At 71.4% G+C, this 16,544-nt stretch carries 16 protein-coding genes and 2 pseudogenes; 7 read left to right on the top strand and 11 right to left on the bottom strand.

Features of this window, described 5'->3' with window-relative positions:
* From E1291_RS43395 to E1291_RS28845, 4 genes and pseudogenes are all read left to right on the top strand, one after another.
* Window positions 1–450, top strand: a pseudogene (locus E1291_RS43395) (transcriptional regulator); the annotation flags it as partial.
* Complete coding sequence (locus tag E1291_RS28855) at window positions 447–1,325, top strand: arylamine N-acetyltransferase family protein (RefSeq protein WP_131741229.1); 879 nt, start codon at window positions 447–449, stop codon at window positions 1,323–1,325. The pseudogene E1291_RS43395 and the gene E1291_RS28855, both read left to right, overlap by 4 nt.
* A gap of 142 nt (window positions 1,326–1,467) precedes the next feature.
* Window positions 1,468–1,944: an RrF2 family transcriptional regulator gene (locus E1291_RS28850; RefSeq protein WP_207400995.1), complete on the top strand. Its 477-nt coding sequence runs from the start codon at window positions 1,468–1,470 to the stop codon at window positions 1,942–1,944.
* A gap of 106 nt (window positions 1,945–2,050) precedes the next feature.
* The gene (locus E1291_RS28845) at window positions 2,051–2,509 is read left to right on the top strand and encodes a carboxymuconolactone decarboxylase family protein (protein WP_131741227.1); all 459 of its coding nucleotides are present in this window, start codon (window positions 2,051–2,053) and stop codon (window positions 2,507–2,509) included.
* Window positions 2,510–2,864: 355 nt separating this feature from the next.
* Here the strand turns inward: E1291_RS28845 and E1291_RS28840 are convergent, their stop codons facing one another.
* Entirely contained in the window at window positions 2,865–5,801 is a 2,937-nt protein-coding gene (locus E1291_RS28840; RefSeq protein ID WP_131741226.1) for a helix-turn-helix transcriptional regulator, read from the bottom strand.
* Between the two features lie 303 nt (window positions 5,802–6,104).
* On the opposite strand from E1291_RS28840, the gene E1291_RS28835 reads away from it, so the two are divergent.
* A complete protein-coding gene (locus tag E1291_RS28835) occupies window positions 6,105–6,323 on the top strand; it encodes a hypothetical protein (RefSeq protein ID WP_131741225.1) in 219 nt (72 codons plus the stop codon).
* 7 nt (window positions 6,324–6,330) lie between these two features.
* Here E1291_RS28835 and E1291_RS28830 read toward each other — a convergent pair whose 3' ends face one another.
* From E1291_RS28830 to E1291_RS28815, 4 genes are all read right to left on the bottom strand, one after another.
* Window positions 6,331–6,663, bottom strand: a complete 333-nt coding sequence (locus tag E1291_RS28830) for a hypothetical protein (RefSeq protein WP_131741224.1) — start codon at window positions 6,661–6,663, stop codon at window positions 6,331–6,333.
* Between the two features lie 283 nt (window positions 6,664–6,946).
* Window positions 6,947–7,690: a DUF6928 family protein gene (locus E1291_RS28825; RefSeq protein ID WP_207400994.1), complete on the bottom strand. Its 744-nt coding sequence runs from the start codon at window positions 7,688–7,690 to the stop codon at window positions 6,947–6,949.
* A gap of 690 nt (window positions 7,691–8,380) precedes the next feature.
* Complete coding sequence (locus tag E1291_RS28820) at window positions 8,381–8,575, bottom strand: hypothetical protein (RefSeq protein WP_131741223.1); 195 nt, start codon at window positions 8,573–8,575, stop codon at window positions 8,381–8,383.
* Between the two features lie 106 nt (window positions 8,576–8,681).
* Complete coding sequence (locus E1291_RS28815) at window positions 8,682–9,038, bottom strand: DUF3140 domain-containing protein (protein ID WP_131741222.1); 357 nt, start codon at window positions 9,036–9,038, stop codon at window positions 8,682–8,684.
* A gap of 98 nt (window positions 9,039–9,136) precedes the next feature.
* On the opposite strand from E1291_RS28815, the pseudogene E1291_RS44230 reads away from it, so the two are divergent.
* Window positions 9,137–10,045, top strand: a pseudogene (locus E1291_RS44230) (aminotransferase class I/II-fold pyridoxal phosphate-dependent enzyme); the annotation flags it as partial.
* A 228-nt stretch (window positions 10,046–10,273) separates the two neighbouring features.
* Window positions 10,274–10,612: an Orn/Lys/Arg family decarboxylase gene (locus tag E1291_RS44750; RefSeq protein WP_278045291.1), complete on the top strand. Its 339-nt coding sequence runs from the start codon at window positions 10,274–10,276 to the stop codon at window positions 10,610–10,612.
* Between the two features lie 40 nt (window positions 10,613–10,652).
* On the opposite strand, the gene E1291_RS28805 is transcribed toward E1291_RS44750, so the two are convergent.
* From E1291_RS28805 to E1291_RS28785, 6 genes are all read right to left on the bottom strand, one after another.
* Window positions 10,653–11,474 carry a polysaccharide deacetylase family protein gene (locus E1291_RS28805; protein ID WP_242614432.1) on the bottom strand — a complete coding sequence of 274 codons (822 nt, stop codon included), beginning with the start codon at window positions 11,472–11,474 and terminating at the stop codon, window positions 10,653–10,655.
* Between the two features lie 238 nt (window positions 11,475–11,712).
* Window positions 11,713–11,850: a helix-turn-helix domain-containing protein gene (locus E1291_RS45440; protein WP_503108245.1), complete on the bottom strand. Its 138-nt coding sequence runs from the start codon at window positions 11,848–11,850 to the stop codon at window positions 11,713–11,715.
* A 165-nt stretch (window positions 11,851–12,015) separates the two neighbouring features.
* On the bottom strand, window positions 12,016–13,197 hold the full coding sequence (fahA, locus tag E1291_RS28800) for a fumarylacetoacetase (RefSeq protein WP_242614433.1): 1,182 nt from the start codon (window positions 13,195–13,197) through the stop codon (window positions 12,016–12,018).
* Window positions 13,188–14,114 carry a hypothetical protein gene (locus E1291_RS28795; protein ID WP_306434487.1) on the bottom strand — a complete coding sequence of 309 codons (927 nt, stop codon included), beginning with the start codon at window positions 14,112–14,114 and terminating at the stop codon, window positions 13,188–13,190. Before E1291_RS28795 ends, fahA begins: the two co-directional genes overlap by 10 nt.
* Window positions 14,111–15,307: a homogentisate 1,2-dioxygenase gene (locus E1291_RS28790; RefSeq protein WP_131741220.1), complete on the bottom strand. Its 1,197-nt coding sequence runs from the start codon at window positions 15,305–15,307 to the stop codon at window positions 14,111–14,113. Before E1291_RS28790 ends, E1291_RS28795 begins: the two co-directional genes overlap by 4 nt.
* Before the next feature lie 416 nt (window positions 15,308–15,723).
* On the bottom strand, window positions 15,724–16,254 hold the full coding sequence (locus E1291_RS28785) for a MarR family winged helix-turn-helix transcriptional regulator (RefSeq protein WP_131741219.1): 531 nt from the start codon (window positions 16,252–16,254) through the stop codon (window positions 15,724–15,726).
* Between the last annotated feature and the right edge of the window lie 290 nt (window positions 16,255–16,544).

Here is a 16,544-nt window from a genome sequence, read left to right as displayed (position 1 = left end):
CTGGACGCCGCCGAGCGGCACCTGCGCGGGCCGCTCGGCTGGCTGCGCGGCATCGGCGGGACGCCAGGGATCGCGTTCGCGCAGGCCCAGCTCGGCTACGTCGCCGAGGAGCGCGGCGACGCCGCGGCGGCCCTCGCCCTGCACACCGAGGGACTCGTGGCCGCCCGCGCCACCGGCGACCCGCGGGCCGTGGCGCTCGCGCTGGAGGGACTGGCCGGGGCCCGCTCCCTCGCCGGCGAGCACGCGCCCGCCGCGCGGCTGCTCGGCACCGCCGACGCGCTCCGCTCGGCCGCCGGTGCGCCGCTGCCCGCGGCCGAGCGCGGCGACGTCGAGCGCGCCGCCGGAAGGATCAGGACCGCCCTCGGCACCGCCACGTTCACGGCCGAGTTCGCACGCGGCCGCACCACCAGCCGTACCACCAGCCGCACCACCACTGGAGGAACCCCATGAGCGACGACCCCGGCTACGGCTGGCGGAGCGACCGGCTCGATCTGCCCGCCTACCTGGACCGGATCGGGTACGCCGGGACGCCGGAGCCGACGATCGAGACGCTCCGCGCCCTGCATCGCGGCCACGTCACCTCCATCCCGTTCGAGAACCTGGAGATCATCCTCGGCCGGCCGATCACGCTCGGCGTCGAGGACCTGCAGGCCAAGCTGGTCGGCTCCCGCCGCGGCGGCTACTGCTTCGAGCACACCCGGCTGTTCGCCGCGGTCCTGGCCGAGATCGGGTTCGAGGTCACCGGGATCCTCGGCCGTGTCATGATCGGCGCCGACCGGCTCCGTCCCGCCACCCACGCGCTGCTGCACGTGCGTCCCGCGCCCGGCGACCCCGCGGTGCTGTGCGACGTCGGCTTCGGCTCCGGCCCGCTGGAGCCCCTGGCGATCCCCGGCACCGGCCCCCTGGAGCAGGACGGCTGGGGCTTCGACCTGCGCCCCGGCCGCGACGCCACCGCCTGGCAGCCCCCCACCAGGGGCTTCGAGCTGCACCAGCGCGGCCCGGACGGCTGGGTCCTGCGCCACACCTTCACGCTCAACGAGGCGTTCCCCATCGACTTCGAGCCGGTGAACCACTTCGTCTCGAACAGCCCGCGATCACCGTTCACCACCCGCCCCTACGCCCAGCGCTTCTCGGTGGACTCCCTGCTCGTGCTGGACGGGCCGACCTTCAAGATCGTCCGCCCGGACGGCACGACCGAGGAGAGCGCGCTAGCCCCCAAGCAGGTCCCCGAGACACTGGCGGAGGACTTCGGAATCGAACTGAAGGCCGACGACGCGTCCCGGCTCGTCTCGACCATGGAGGAACAAGCCGCCCAACTCGGCTAGGCCGGCTCGGTCAGTTCGGCTCAGTCAGTTCGACTCGGCCAGGCCGGCTCGGTCAGGCCAGCTCGGTGAGCCCGACCTGGCTGAACCGGCTCGCCAATCTGGACACGCCGTGTCTAGATAACCTAGTATCCCGATCGTGCGGATGAGCGAGGGAGTCGAGTGGGCGGCGCACTGCTGCCTCCTGCTCGACTGGATGGCCGGTGACCGGCCCGTGTCCACGACACGGCTCGCGGCCGGTTTCGAGCTTCCTCCGCCGTACCTGAACAAGCAGCTCCAGGCCCTGGTCAAGGCAGGCATCGCCACCTCGACGCCGGGCGCGCGAGGCGGCTTCCGGCTCGCGCGCCCACTGGAGCGGATCACGATGATGGACCTCGTCGCCGCGATCGAGGGCTCCGAGGACGCCTTCCAGTGCACCGAGATCCGGCGGCGCGGCATCGGCGCCGGGACGCCCGTCTCGTCCCCCACCCCGCCGTGCTCGGTCGCCACCGCCATGCGCAGGGCCGAACTCGCCTGGCGCAAGGCCCTGTCCGAGCAGACCCTCGCCGACGTCCGGGACGACGCCGAGCGCGCCAACCCCGGCCTCGGCGACGAGGTCCGCGCCTGGTACGCCCGCAACTGACCCGCCCAGCCCCTAACCAACCCCCCACCCACTCGTCCCCAGCTCGGTCCCGAAATCTGGACATTCCCTATCTCGTTTATCATCGCCTCCCAGAAAGGCACGTCCCATGCAGGCACGGATGACCAACCTCTCCACCATCGCCCCCGACGCCTACAAGGCCCTGCTGAATCTGGAGGGCTACCTGCGTCACAGCCCCGTCCCGAACCACCTCCTCGAACTCGTTCGCCTGCGCGTCAGCCAGATCAACGGCTGCGGCTTCTGTACGGACATGCACGCGCACGACGCCAAGAAGGCGGGCGAGACCGACGAGCGCCTCTGGACGGTCGCGACCTGGCGCGAGTCCCCCTATTTCACCGATGAGGAGCGCGCCGCCCTCGCCCTCGCCGAGGCGGCGACCCGCCTCGCCGACGACCCCGGCGGCGTCCCCGACGACGTCTGGGACGAGGCCGCCGACAACTTCGACGAGGAGTCCCTCACCGCGCTCGTCATGTGCATCGCCGCGATCAACGCCTGGAACCGCATCAACGTGACGACCCGGCAGATCGCGGGCTCCATGCGCACCTGACGACGCACACCAGAGGGTGTCCGCTCAGCGCCCACCTGGCTGCCCCAGACAGCCCACCGCTCTGCGCATGGCGGAAGCACTCCGGACGCTCACCCGCCGAAGAAGAGCCCTCACGGCGAGCCGCCGACGACACCCCTCAGGCGGCGTCCCACACGCAGCCATTCGGCAGGGGACGCGTACGGCAGCGCACCCGACCGGGACACACGCGACGGCACACCCGAGCGGGCGTGAACTCGGCTGCCGCAGGCTTTGACGAAGCGCACCCGGGGGGCGTGCCCGACGCGCCTCCCGGGGGCGCGGCCCGGCTCACGTTGCTCGGACGACCGGCAACGGCGGCGGCGAGGCGGCCACGGAATCAGCCCAGGTTCAGATGAGGGAGTTCGCCCCGGGAGGCGACGCCCAGCTTCGGATACGCCTTGTACAGGTGGTAGCCGACGGTGCGGGGGCTCAGGAAGAGGTGGGCGCCGATCTCCCGGTTGCTCAGTCCCCTGGCGGCCAGCCGGACGACCTGAAGCTCCTGCGGGGTGAGATCCCCAACGGGGTCGCCGCCCGTTCGCTTCGTCCCGTTCCCAGAAGGTCGCGTCGTCCCTGAAGCCCGGTCCTTCCCCGTGGCGACGCTTTCACCGGCGGCGCGCAGTTCGGCGCGGGCGCGGTCGGCCCACGGGACGGCGCCGAGCCGCTCGAACGCCTCCAGCGCGGAGTGCAGCAGGGCGCGGGCGTCGTTCCGGCGCCGAGCCCGGCGGAGCCATTCCCCGTAGAGCAGCTCGGTGCGGGCCCGCTCGAACGGCATCACGCCCCGGCGGTGCAGCTCGACGGCCCGCGCGAACGTCGCGTCCGCGTCGGGTTCGAGCAACGCGGCGCAGCGTAGGGCGATCGCTTCCATGTCCGGAAAACCCACCTGCGCGGCCCAGCCCCCGTACCAGGAGGCGGCGTCCCGCGCGCGCTCCGGCCGTCCGGCCCGGACCGCTGCCTCGACCAGGTCGGGAAGATGGCCGATGGCGCCCTGCCCGTTCGGGCCCGCCACCACGTCCGACAGACGTTCGAAGGCGCTCTCGTGCCGGCCGAGGCCGAGGTCGAGCAGGCCGCGCGCCGCCGCCGCGTGCGCGCTGCTCGGCGGGACGGCGCGCGCGATGGCCTCCTCGGTCAGCTCGGCGCAGCCGGCCTCGTCGCCCTCCATCGCGGCGAGCAGCGCCAGAACCGTCGAGAGGTACACGCGGATGCGGTGCTGCCCGGTGTCCGCGGCGATCCGCAGCCCCTCCGCCGCGCTGGTCCGCGCCTCCCGGGGCCTGCCGAGGAACAGGTGCGTGCGGGACCGGAGCATCAGCGCGTGCGCGAGCAGGCCGATCGCGCCCCGCGCCCGGAGCAGCGTCTCCAGCGCGGCGGCCGTCTCCGCCGCGGCGGCCACGTCCCCGAGCATGAGCTGCCACATCCCGGCGCGGACGCGGTCGCGCGGGCCGGAACAGTCCGTCATGGCGTCCATCAGCTCGCGCAGCGCCGCCACGCCGTCCGCGCCGTCCGCCCCGGCGAGCGGGTCCTGCCCCGCGAACACCCTGCCCAGGGCCCGCAGGTGGGAGGCGTTGGGCAGGCCGAGCTCGGTGCCGCGCGCCGCCAGCCGGTCCAGGGCGGCGAAGTCTCCGGCGTTGGCGGCGGCGGACGCGGCCTGGAAGAACAGATACCCGGACGTGCGCGGATCCAGCGCGGCGACGGACGCCGCCGTGTCGGCGAACATCCGGTACGCCTCCTTCGTACGGTCCTGGTCGTCGGCGAGCGAGGCGCGGATGAGCGTCAGGTCGGCGCGGGCCAACGGGTCGTCCAGGTCGGCCTCCGCGCGCAGGGCCAGCCCGACCGCCCGCTCGCCCAGCCCGGCGTCGGCGGAGGCGCACGCGGCGACCGCCAGCCGCCGGCCGCGCCGCGCCGGATCGGTGCTCAGCTCGGCCGCGGCCTCGTACATCGCGGCGACGGCCGCGTTCCCGCCGTGCTCGCGCTCGGCGGTCGCCTCCAGGACGGCCGCGACCGCCTCGTCCGGGCCCGTCACGGACCGCGCCAGATGCCAGGCGTGGTGGCAGGCGTCCCCGCGCTCCAGGTAGACCCCGGCGACGGCGCGGTGCGCCGCGATGCGGCGGCTCAGCGGCGCCGCCTCGTACACCGCCGTGCGGATCAGCGGATGCCGCACCTCCAGCCGCCCGTCCGCGCCCGCGCGCAGCAGGCCATGGCGCTCGGCGGGCTCCAGGTCGGCCATGGACGCGCCGAGCTTCGCCGCCGCCTCCATCACCACCCCGACGTCGCCGAGGTCGTCGGACACGACCAGCAGGACCAGCGCCTGCGTCGGCTCCGGCAGCGCCGCGAGCCGCTCGGCGAACCCCCGCCGGATCCTCTCGTAGGCCGACGACCGGTCGGCCGCCCGGCCGGCGCGCATGCCGTCCAGTTCCAGCAGCGCCAGCGGGTTGCCCATCGCCTCGGCGAGGATCTCGTGCTCCACGTGCGGCGGCAGCGCGCGGCGCGCGAGGAGGTCCCGCGCGGCGTCCCGGTCGAGGCCGCGCAGCCGCAACTCCGGGAACCCCGGCGCGGGGAACTCGGGGGCGTCGGCGTCCCGGGCCGCGAACAGCATCGCAATGGGCTCCGCCTCCAGCCGCCGCGCGGCGAACAGCAACGCTTCGGCGGACGCGCCGTCCAGCCAGTGCGCGTCGTCCACCAGGCAGAGCAGGGGCCGATCCTCCGCGAGATCGGCCAGCAGCGTCAGCACGGCCAGCCCGACCAGGAACCGGTCCCCCCCATCCGCGACACGGCCCCACCCGCCGCTCTCACCAGCTAGCCGCCCACCAGGCGAGTACTCATGAGACAGCCGCCCACCAGACGGTTGCCCATCAGACGGCTGCCCACCAGACGCCTGCCAACCGGATGGCTGCCCACCGGGCAAACGCTCATCAGACGACCGCCCACCGGAGAGCTCCCCGCCAGACGGCTGCCGACTGGACGGCTGCTCATCTGAGGGAGCGGGCAGGTTCAGGGCGGCGCGGAGGGCACGGGCCTGGGCGGCGGGAAGGTCGTCGATCTTGTCCAGGTGGCGGCGGAGCAGCAGGTGAAGGCCCGCGTAGGGCATCCCGCTCTCGTACTCGACGCCCGTGCCCCGCAGGACGCGCATGCCGTCAGCGGCGGACGCGGCGTGCTCCAAGAGCGCGGTCTTGCCGATGCCCGCCTCGCCGCGCAGGACGAGAACACCGCTCCGGCCGTCCCGGGCCCTGCCGAGAAGCCCCTCGATCGCGGCTCTCTCCGAGTCCCGCCCGTACAGCATGGCCGCCAGCCTACCCACGCGCTTTCCCGGAAGATCCGGCTGCGGCCCCTGAACAAAGGTCCCTATCCGACGGATTCGCTCCAGGTCAGGCGAGCACCTCCGCCAGGACGAGGTGTTCCAGAACGAACAGGGCCCACTTCTCCCCCACCCGGGGCGGCGTCACGACTTCACGGGCCAGGCAATGGCGGGCCCCAGCGCGTACCGCGGGCCGGGCACGCCCTGAAGCAAGGGTTGAAGCCCTTGCTCGGGGTACCGGCACACCACCCGCAGCAACGGGTCCCAAGGACGCAGGGAGGAGCAGACATGCCAAACCATGAGAACGCGAAGGGCGAGAAGGACGACCGGACCGGGGACACGGGCGAATCGTTCGCCGACCGGCGCGCGAGAGCCGGGGCCCCGCAAGAGGAGGATCCCGACTTCGCCGACGAGCACACCCCCGGGCCGACGGATCCGCCGAACGCCGAGGCGGAGACCCCCGGCGGCGAGGACGACGGATACTCCCCGCAGACGGAGATCCCTTAGCGGTCGATCAGCCCTGCCCCGCGTCGCATTCGTTGGCCTGGACGTCGTTGGGCGTGTGGGCCATGCCCCCGCCATGACACAGGACGTGGACGCCCCACCTCCGGTCACGCAGAATCGCATCGCCGGTGAACCCGCCGGTCTTGACCGCCCCGTTGGACGCCTGGCAGTTGAGAATGCCCTGGCTCAGCTGGCTGGAACTGACGAGGTCGCAGGTGTACGTCGGAGTGTCCCGGACGTCGTCCTCGCCTGTGACGGCCGACGCGGAAGCGGCCGGAAGGCCGATGAGAGCGGTGAGGGCGAGGCTGCCGGCGGCCACCCCGCCGACGATCGTCCGGATCATGTGAGGTCCCCCTGCCGTGAACGCTGCTATGGATGCGCTGCTGCTGTAGCGCTGTGATGCGCCTGCCTGCTGCGCAAGCGCTACTTGATCACGCTAAGCGACGTTCCCTCACTCTGAGTCGCTCAACCGTCACGCATCCCGGGCGTTCTCGGACACCGGCCTTGAGGATTGAGCGCATCGTTCAGCGTGAGGACGGGCCGATGCGACGAGACCCCGGGCAGCAAGTGTTCGCCAGGGTCTTGGTCTGCAGGTTGGCGGCTTGGCGTTCACCAAGTCGTGGCACTCATTCCTCGATGGGCGCCAGGTTGCCGTCGGGGCCGTAGGTGTAGCGCGTGAAGGTGTGTGTGCGCCTGAACTCCTGGACGTCGGCTTGAGTGATCGGGTTGGCGACGGGGACCGGGAATCCGAGTAGGCGGACGGCTTCGGCGTCGATGTCGGTGTCTCGGCGGCGGCCTTCGACGATGAAGCCCAGCAGGTCGCGCAGCGCTGCTTCGCCACCGAGTTCCAAGGGGTGGAAGGGCAGCGCGTAAGGTGTCTCGTCCGGCGAGCCGGGAGTGCGGGGGACGGGGTGTTCGCCCGCCCAGTACGGCTGTTCGAACTCCAGAGGCGTTCCGATGTTCTCAATGACCCCGGTGTCGGGCGACAGGCTGAGTGATCGCAGCAGGTTTCCGTTCTCCCAGATCGCATAGGCGAACCAGTCGGTGACGCTGTGCATGGCGTGCAGGATCACCCGGCCCCGGTGGGCGCCGGCGTGCAGGAGATGGGCGGGAAGCTCGGACGGGCGGTCCACCATCACCTGCTGGTCGCACAGCACATCGATGCCGGGAAAGCTCCCTGCGTAGGCCATCCCTTGATCGGGATAGATGTAGTCGTCCAGGTTGCCGGGGGAGGTGGTGGTCCCGTCCCAGCCGGGGTTCGTCCGAGTGATCAGCGCTGTGGTGGCCGCCGGGTCGGGCTCGGGCGCGTCGCGCAGTAGATCGGCGGGGTGACCGTCGGTGTAGATGAGGACGGCCGTCTTGGCACCCATAGGCGATCACCTTCCGTGTTCCACCAGCTCATCTGGTCACAACTGGAGGGAAACTATCTGATCATTCGGTTGCGACGACCTCGTTGACGGCTGAGCGGGCGGCGGCTTCACCAACGATGGTCCTGTCGGAGATGAAGGACCAGCAGGATCTGGATCACCAAGTTGTTGACGGCGCGGAGACAGCCGCGGCTGGCGGTGTGGATGAACGTGGCGTCTTCAGTGGGGGCGATGAGGGTGGCCTTGTGCGGTTTGCGGCCGCCGCCCAGCGCGGTGACGATCGCGGTGTGGATGCCACGGACGCCGACGTCGGGGTTGCCGATATAGATCGGGATGTGCCGGACGGGGGCCTCACCGTGGACGGTGTGTCATGCCCGGCGCCAGGTCCCGGCCGAACGGCATCTTGGTGAAGCCGAAGAAACCTTGCAGGCGATCGATCACTGGCCGTCTTCTCGGGTCGGTCGATCACCTGGGAGAGCGCCGGAGTTTCTTCCTCACGTTGCCGACCGGCGTCATCGCTGGCCAGCGCGCCGCCCGGCGGGTGGGCGGCGACGTCCTGGTCAGCTCAGCATCGCCAGCTCAGAGACCCCGGCAGCTTCAACGTCCCGGCGAGTCCGCCGCCTCCGGCAGGTCAGTGTCTCCGGGAGGTCAGTGTCGCCGGGAGGTCGGTTCAGGCAGGGCGACTCCGGCCGCTCAGCTCGGGTACGGGGAGCGCTGGCCGGGCGGGGTTCCGCCGCCCTTGCCGCCGCCCTTCTTCCCCTTGTCCGTGCCGTGCGCGTGTCCCTTGCCCCTCGTCCCCTTGGGGTCGGTGGCCTCGGGCGCCGGTGGCTCGTCGGTCACGGCGGTTCGCCCTGACCTGCGCAGTTCAGGTTGCTGCGGGTTGGGCATGTCCTCGCCTCCTTGCGCGATCTCGCTCCCTCAGGCTGCGTCTGCACTCGCACACGCCCGCTCAAGCCCTGCTCACTCAAGCTGTGCTCACTCAAGCCCTGCTCACTCAAGCTGTGGACGGTTGTGGGCGCAGGGGGTCGTGGCCCACGCGCATCAGGTCGTGCCGCCAGGCCGAGTCCTGAGCCCCGTCCTGTGGAGGATCCTCCAAGTGGTCCTCGACATAGTCCACGACCTGGCGCATCACCTCGGCGTCTCGCCCGGTCAGATCGACCTTCCGCTTACGCAGCAGGTCCACTACTCGGGCGCCGAGTTCGGCGACGCCCGGTCCGGGTTCGGATGGGAACGCCTCTTCTCCGGACGCGTCCGTGAGAAGCCAGACGCGTAGTTCGTCGGACGTCATGTTCACGAGCCGGTGGAAGTCCTCCCAGGCCAGCTCAGCATCGGCCGGTATGCGATCGTTCATCCGTAAGCTCCTGTTGTCCGCTCACGGCCGCCCTACCCGGTGTCCGGGCTCGCATTCACGGCCCGTTACTCCGTCCTGCGGCGGGGAAGGCGTGGGCCATGGATCACTCTGCCGCCCCCGTTCTCACCGCCCTCGCCGCCTACCACCGCGAGGGCCAGCTGCCGTTCACCCCGCCCGGACACAAGCAGGGCCGCGGCGCCGACCCACGAGTCCGGGAAGTACTCGGGGACGCGGTGTTCGCCTCCGACGTCCTCGCCTTCTCCGGCCTGGACGACCGCGAGTCGAGCGCCGAGGTTCTGGAGCAGGCCCAGGACCTCATGGCGGACGCGGTGCACGCCGAGCACACCTTCTTCTCGACCTGCGGCAGTTCGCTGTCAGTGAAGAGCGCTATGCTCGCCGTAGCCGGTCCAGGTGAAAAGCTGCTGGTCGGGCGGGACGCGCACAAGGCCGTGGTGTCGGGGCTCATCCTGTCCGGCGTCCGGCCGATCTAGGTGGAGCCGGAGTGGGACGCCGAACGGCACGTGGCGCACCCGCCGTCCGCCGCGTCGTTCACCGCGCGGCTGGACGAGCATCCCGACGCCCGCGGCGCCCTGGTGACGAGCCCCACCCCGTACGGGACGTGCGCGGACCTGGCCGGCATCGCCGCCGAGTGCCATCGCCGAGGCAGGCCGCTGATCGTGGACGAGGCGTGGGGCGCCCACCTGCCCTTCCACCCGGACCTGCCCTCGTGGGCGATGGACGCGGGCGCGGATGTCTGCGTGACCAGTGTCCACAAGATGGGCGCCGGCCTGGAACAGGGATCGGTGTTCCACCAGCAGGGCACCCTGGTCGATCCCGCCGTCCTCAAGAGCCGCGAGGACCTGCTCGGCACGACCAGTCCGTCCGTGCTGATCTACGCCGGGCTGGACGGGTGGCGGCGGCAGATGGTCGAGCACGGCCGTGCCCTGCTGCAGGACGCGCTGGACCTCGCGGCGAGCGTCCGAACGGAGATCGCCGACATTCCCGGCTTCGACGTCCAGGGCCCGGCGGAGTTCACCGGACCCGGCCGCGCGCACGACCTCGACCCGCTGCCGGTCGTCATCGACATCGCCGGACTCGGCACGACCGGCTACCGGGCGGCGGACTGGCTGCGGCGTCACCACCGCGTCAACCTGCACCTTGCCGACCATCGGCGGATCAGCGCGCAGCTGACGTTCGCCGACGACAAGGAGACCGCGGCCCGCCTCCTCGCCGCATTGAGCGACCTGCGCGACCACATCGACGACCTCCGGGACGCGCCGGAGGTCTCCGTCCCCGACCCGGAGGACATCCGGCTCGAACTCGCCGTCCTGCCGCGCGACGCGTTCTTCGGCCCCGCCGAGCAGGTCCCGGCCGACTGGGCTGTCGGGCGTGTCTGCGCCGAGATGCTGACGCCCTATCCGCCCGGGATCCCCACCGTCCTGCCCGGAGAGCGGATCACCGCGCCCGTCCTGGAATACCTCCGCAGCGGCGTGACCGCGGGCATGGTCATTCCCGACGCGGTCGACGCGAAGGTCGACAGCGTCCGGGTCCTCATCGAGAACAACGGCACTTGAACGGCAGTCCCCAGAACAGCGCTGCCCATTGTCACAGGGGTCAGCGGAAGCTGATGTAGTCCTCTAGGCGGCCGACGCTGAAGCCCTGCCGGTGGATCCGTTTGAGCATCGCGGCGAACATCTTCGTCATCGACTCGCCCTTGAGCTGCTTCGGCCCCCGGAAATGGGCGAGCAGCACATCGCCCGGATGCAGCTTCTTGTTCGGGTCGTCGTACTGCATGTCGTGGATCTGCATGGACGCGCGCCACAGCACGATCCCCTGGAGTCCGCACTCGCGCGCCGCCTCCTGCGTCAGCGAGTTCCACATCCCGAACGGCGGTCGGAAGAGCTTTGGTGCCGTCCCATACCGCTGGGTCAGGATCCTCTGATCGCCACAGATCTCCCGGCGCTGCCCCTCCACACCGAGGTTCCGCATCACCGGATGGGTCAGCGTGTGGTTCTGGACGTGGTTCCCTAGCGCCTGGAGCGGCTTGAAGTAGTCGTAGTGGTCGCGGATGTTCGCGTCCGTGAGGAACATCGACACCGGAACCCGCAGGTCGGTCAGCATCTGCACGAACCGCGGGTCCTTCTCCTGTCCGTCGTCGATCGTGACGAACACGACCCGGTCCTTCGTCGGGACGTTGGAGAAGACCTTCACCGGTCCCTTCCCGCCGAGGGCGAGCGGCTTGCGGGCGGGCGGCGCCGGTGCGGGCGTCATCGCGTCCAGTCCCCATCGGTGCCAGTCCGGCGGCTTCTCCCCCGCCAGTGGCCCGGCGGACCGTCCCGCCGGGGGATCCGCCACCACCGCCTTCTTGCACCCGCTGAGGCCCAGGACGAGCGCGACCCCGCCCACCACGACGCGAAACAGCACACCAGACCGCAACCGCCGGCCTCCCCCGTCACCCTGCCCGTGCCCTGCCCGAGCCCGGCCGAATGCCCTAGAACTTACCGGTCACCCCGTCTCATGCCCGCCTCACCGGGCAAGCCGCACTTTTGGATGACACATCGCAGACCGGCACCGGCCAGCCGGGGACAACCACAAGGCCGGGCACCCCGGTCCGCGAGTCACATAGGGGGTCGCGCAGCACAGTCACAAAGCAGAGCGCTCAATAGGACGGCGCTCACTCCATGCAGCGGCTCGTGTGCACGAACAGGGCGCGGCTCACACGGCGCTCCAGCGTCCGCGCCCGACGACTCACCCGCGACGGTGAGAAGCCGAGCCCCTCGGCGGCCCGCCCACAGCAGGGCCCCAACCCCACAGGGAGGAACGCCTCGATATCTAGACCATGCCCACGACGTCCAGCCGCGCCCAGGGGACAGGGCGATGATCCGGCGATGGGACGAAGCGATGCCCGAACGCGTGCCGTCCTCCCGGAACAAGGGAGAACGGCACGCCGGGCAGGGTCAGGAACCAGCAGGCAGGGTCAGGAAACGGCGGGGAGGACGCGGCCGCGGACCTCGCCGAAGCCGATCCGGGTACCGGCCGCGCCGGGGGCGGTCGCGGAGATGACGACCTCGTCGCCGTCCTCCAGGAAGGTGCGCGGCTCGCCGTTCACCTCGACGGGCTCCCGGCCGCCCCAGGTCAGCTCGATGAACGCGCCGCGCTGGTCCTTGGCGGGCCCGGAGACCGTCCCGGAGGCGAACAGGTCGCCGGTGCGCGCGGACGCGCCGTTCACCGTCATGTGCGCGAGCATCTGCGCGGGCGACCAGTACATCTCCCGGTACGGCGGGCGCGAGACGACCTGGCCGTTCCACTCGACGACCAGGTCGAGGTCGAGACCCCACGGGTTCTTCTCGCGCAGGTACGGCAGCGGCTCGGGGTCCTGCGGCGGTGTGGCGACTCGGGCCGCCTCCAGGGCGAGGAGCGGCACGACCCACGGGGAGATGGACGTGGCGAAGCTCTTGCCGAGGAACGGACCGAGCGGGACGTACTCCCACGCCTGGATGTCGCGCGCCGACCAGTCGTTGACCAGGACGGCGCCGAAGACGTGCCGGTCGAACTCGTCCGTCCCGACCGTGCCGCCGAGCGCGGACCCGGTGCCGACGACGAACCCGACCTCGGCTTCGATGTCCAGCCGGCGGGACGGCCCGTGGGACGGCGCGGCCTCGTCCGGCGCCTTGCGCTGGCCGCTCGGCCGCACGATGTCCGTGCCGGACGCGACGACCGTCCCGGCACGGCCGTGGTAGCCGACGGGCAGGTGCTTCCAGTTCGGCATGAGCGGCTCGGAGTCCGGGCGGAACAGCCGGCCGAGGTTGGACGCGTGGTGCTCGGAAGCATAGAAATCGACGTAGTCGGCGACCTCGAACGGCAGATGCATGGTCACGGTGCCGACAGGGTGGACGGCGGTGCCCGGCACGTCGCCGGTGACCAGGTCGAGGAGCCGTTCGCGCACCTCCACCCAGCGTTCGCGGCCCTGCGCCATGAAGGCGTTCAGGGACGGTCGCGCGAAGACGTCGTCGCCGAGCGCGGCGGCCAGGTCCACGACCGTGTCGGCCACGCGGACGCCGACGCGAGGCGCCGTGCCCGGAGTGGAGAACACGCCGTACGGGAGGTTGGCGAGCCCGAACGGCGAGTCCGCCGGGATCGTGATCTGGGTCATCGGGATTCCTCGATGATCGCGGCCGGGAGCAGCCCGAGGTCCGCGAGTTCGGTCAGGGGATCGGTGATGCTGCACGTGCCGAAGGACAGGAAGCGGGCGCGGGCCGCGGCGACCCGGTCGCCGGGCAGCCCGGCGACCCCGGCGGCGACCGCCGCGGCGTCCCGCTCGGCCAGCACGGCGGCGAGGTCGGCGACCGGCCGGCCCGCCAGCGCGGCGTCGGTCGCGAGCAGCAGGTTGAGGAACCCGTGCTGGTCGAAGCCGGTCTCCGGGTCGGTGTTGCGGACGGGGTGGTGCAGGCCCGCGGTGGCCTTGAACGGCACGTCCGCCGCCACCGCGGCGATGATCGCCGCGGCGAGCTCGTCCGGGCCCGGGTACAGCTCCGCGGTGACGCCGCCGGTGCGGAACTTCGCGCGCAGCCCCACGGCGGCGAGCCCGGCGATCACCTCGGGGCGGCGCTCGTCCCGGGGCACCTCGACGTAGATCGGCACGTCCTCACGGTCCGCGCGGGCCGCGCCGAGCGCACGGAAGAAGTCGCGGGGGGCCGTTCGGGCGGGGACGGCGACCTCCACCCCGCGCAGGTCGACCGCCAGTCCCGGCGTGACGGCGAGCGCGGCTCCGGCCTGCTCGGGCCCGCCGGGCGCCGTCACCGACAGGTCGAGGGGACCGTCCGCGTCGTCCAGCAGCGGCGTGAGCTCGTCGAGGGCCGAAACGGGCAGCACGAGCGGTCCGACGAACGGCGCGTAGGCGGCACCGCGATGCCGGCGGTGCGCCGGGACGGCCTCTGCGAGCGGCGCGAGCCCCGGCGGGAACACGGCGGCGTCATCGCACAGTCCGATGGCGAACGCCGACGCCGCCGTGGCCCCACGCGGGCCCTTCCCTTGAACACCGTCCCCGCGTGTCCCGTTCTCCTGCGACGCGCTCACCCGAGCCTCCGGCCCGCCCACGTCCAGGCGTATCCGGGGTCCTCGGCGGCCACGCCGCCCTCGCCGAGCTCCAGCGGACGGAACGTGTCCACCATGACGGCGAGCTCGTCGAAGAACTCGGCGCCAATGCTGCGCTCGTACGCCCCGGGCTGTGGTCCGTGGGCGAGCCCGCCGGGGTGGACGGAGACCGACCCCTGGCCGATGCCGGACCCCTTACGGGCCTCGTAATTCCCGCCGCAGTAGAACATGACCTCGTCGGAGTCGACATTGGAGTGGTAGTACGGCACCGGGATCGACAGCGGGTGGTAGTCCACCTTGCGCGGGACGAAGTTGCACACGACGAAGTTGTGCCCCTCGAACACCTGGTGTACCGGCGGCGGCTGGTGGACGCGGCCCGTGATCGGCTCGAAGTCGTGGACGCTGAACGTGAACGGGTACAGGCAGCCGTCCCAGCCGACCACGTCGAACGGATGCCGCGCGTAGGTGAGCTTCGTACCGGTGATGCCGCCGGGGCCACGGTGCTTGACCAGGACCTCCACGTCGGTGCCCTCCGCCTGAAGGGGCTCGTCCGGGCCGTGCAGGTCGCGCTCGCAGTACGGGGCGTTCTCCAAGAACTGGCCATAGCGCGACAGGTACCGCTTGGGCGGCGCGATGTGCCCGGTCGCCTCGATGGCGTAGGCGCGCAACGGCTGGTCGCCGGTCGGCAGCCAGCGGTGGGTCGTGGACGTGGGGATGACGACGTAGTCGCCCTCCTTCGCCTCCAGCGCCCCGAAGACCGTCTCGACGGTCGCGGTACCGGACTCGACGTAGACGATCTCGTCGCCGGTCGCGTTGCGGTACAGCGGAGAGTCGGCCGCCGCCGCGACGTAGGACAGCCGGACGTCGGCGTTGCCGAGGACGAGCCGCCGCCCCGTGACCGCGTCGGTGTCCGCCCACGTGTCCTTCGGGAACAGCTCGTGCAGCTTGAGGTGGCGGGGCTTGAGCGGGTGGTTGGGCGTGGTCGCCGCGTCCGGCGTCTCCCAGACCTGGGAGTCGACGATCGCGGAGGGGATCTCGCGGTGGTAGAGCAGCGACGAGTCCGAGGAGAAGCCCTCCTCGCCCATCAGCTCCTCGTAGTAGAGCCGATCGGCGCCGTCCCGGTGCTGGGTGTGACGCTTCGGCGGCACGTCGCCGGCCCGGCGGTAGTGGGCCATGTCCCTCGCCTCCCGCAGATGATTAATGCATTAACTACTTTGTGGCGACACTACGACCCTTTCACCACTCCTGGGAACCCCTCCAAGAACCGGGCAACCCCGTCAGGCCCCACACGAGATCCCGCCAGGAACATCAGCGCGACCAGCGCACACCGACCACGTCCCCCCGCCAGTGGCGTCACCCCGTCAGCGCACGTCAACTGAACCCACAAGCGTCACCCGACCAACACTCCGTCCACAAACATCAACTACGTCCACGGCCATCAGCACAGTCCACGGCCAGCAGCTCAGCCCACGCACGTCAGCCCAGGTCACGGACGTCAGCACAGCCAACGAACGTCAACTCAGCCCACAGCCGACAGCATCGTCCACGGCCGACAGCTCAGCCCACGGACGTCAGCACAGTTCAACGGGCGTCAGGATCGTTCACGGGCATCGAACTGGTCGCGTCCGGCGATGAGCTTGTCCAGCAGCATGATCAGGATGTTCTGCTCGGTCTCGGTCAGCACGCTCGCCCACTGCCGCTCGCGCTCGTTCTGCCCGGCGAAGATCTCCAACATGGCGCCCCGGCCCTCGTCGGTGAGCGACAGGATGACCGAGCGGCCGTCGCGCTCGCCCGGCGTGCGCACCATCATCCCGTCCGCGACCAGCGTCTTGGCGAGATTGGACACCGCCGCCCGGCTCATCCCGGCCAGCGCGGCGGCGCGGCCGGGCTCCAGCGGCCCGGCGAGCCAGGTGACGAACAGCAGCCGGAACGCCGCCCAGGAGTGCCCGCGCGGCCGGTGCACCGTCGACTCCAGGTCGTAGGTGACGATCGCGGACGCCCGGTTGAGCGTCAGCAGCAGCCGGGTCGCGAGCCGGTGCGGGAAGCCGAACTCGTCGGCGAGGCGCCGCCCGGCGAGGTCGACGAACGACCAGAAGTCCAGGTCCTCGCGGTCGTCGCCCATGCCGATCACCCTAGCCCCGGGCCCCGTCCGCACCACCCCTCCACCGGCGGACACCGGCGCCGGCTCGGCCGCGGGGGCACCGTCCACGGACACACCGACTTGATTCATACATTAATTATCTGCACCGCACCCACCAGATCCTGCACCCACCAGATCCTGCACCCACCCGATCCCGCACCCACCCTGAGCTTCCCCCCATGGCACGGACACCTGACCTGAGGTCACCTGTGATCATCAGGAAGGATGTCCGTCATGCCCTCGCCACACCCGCCCGAGTTCCGCCGCCGCGC

Source organism: Actinomadura roseirufa (assembly GCF_900659635.1).
Classification (GTDB): domain Bacteria; phylum Actinomycetota; class Actinomycetes; order Streptosporangiales; family Streptosporangiaceae; genus Spirillospora; species Spirillospora roseirufa.
The sequence above is the reverse complement of the archived record's forward strand: the minus strand, read 5'-3'. Positions and strand labels throughout refer to the sequence as shown.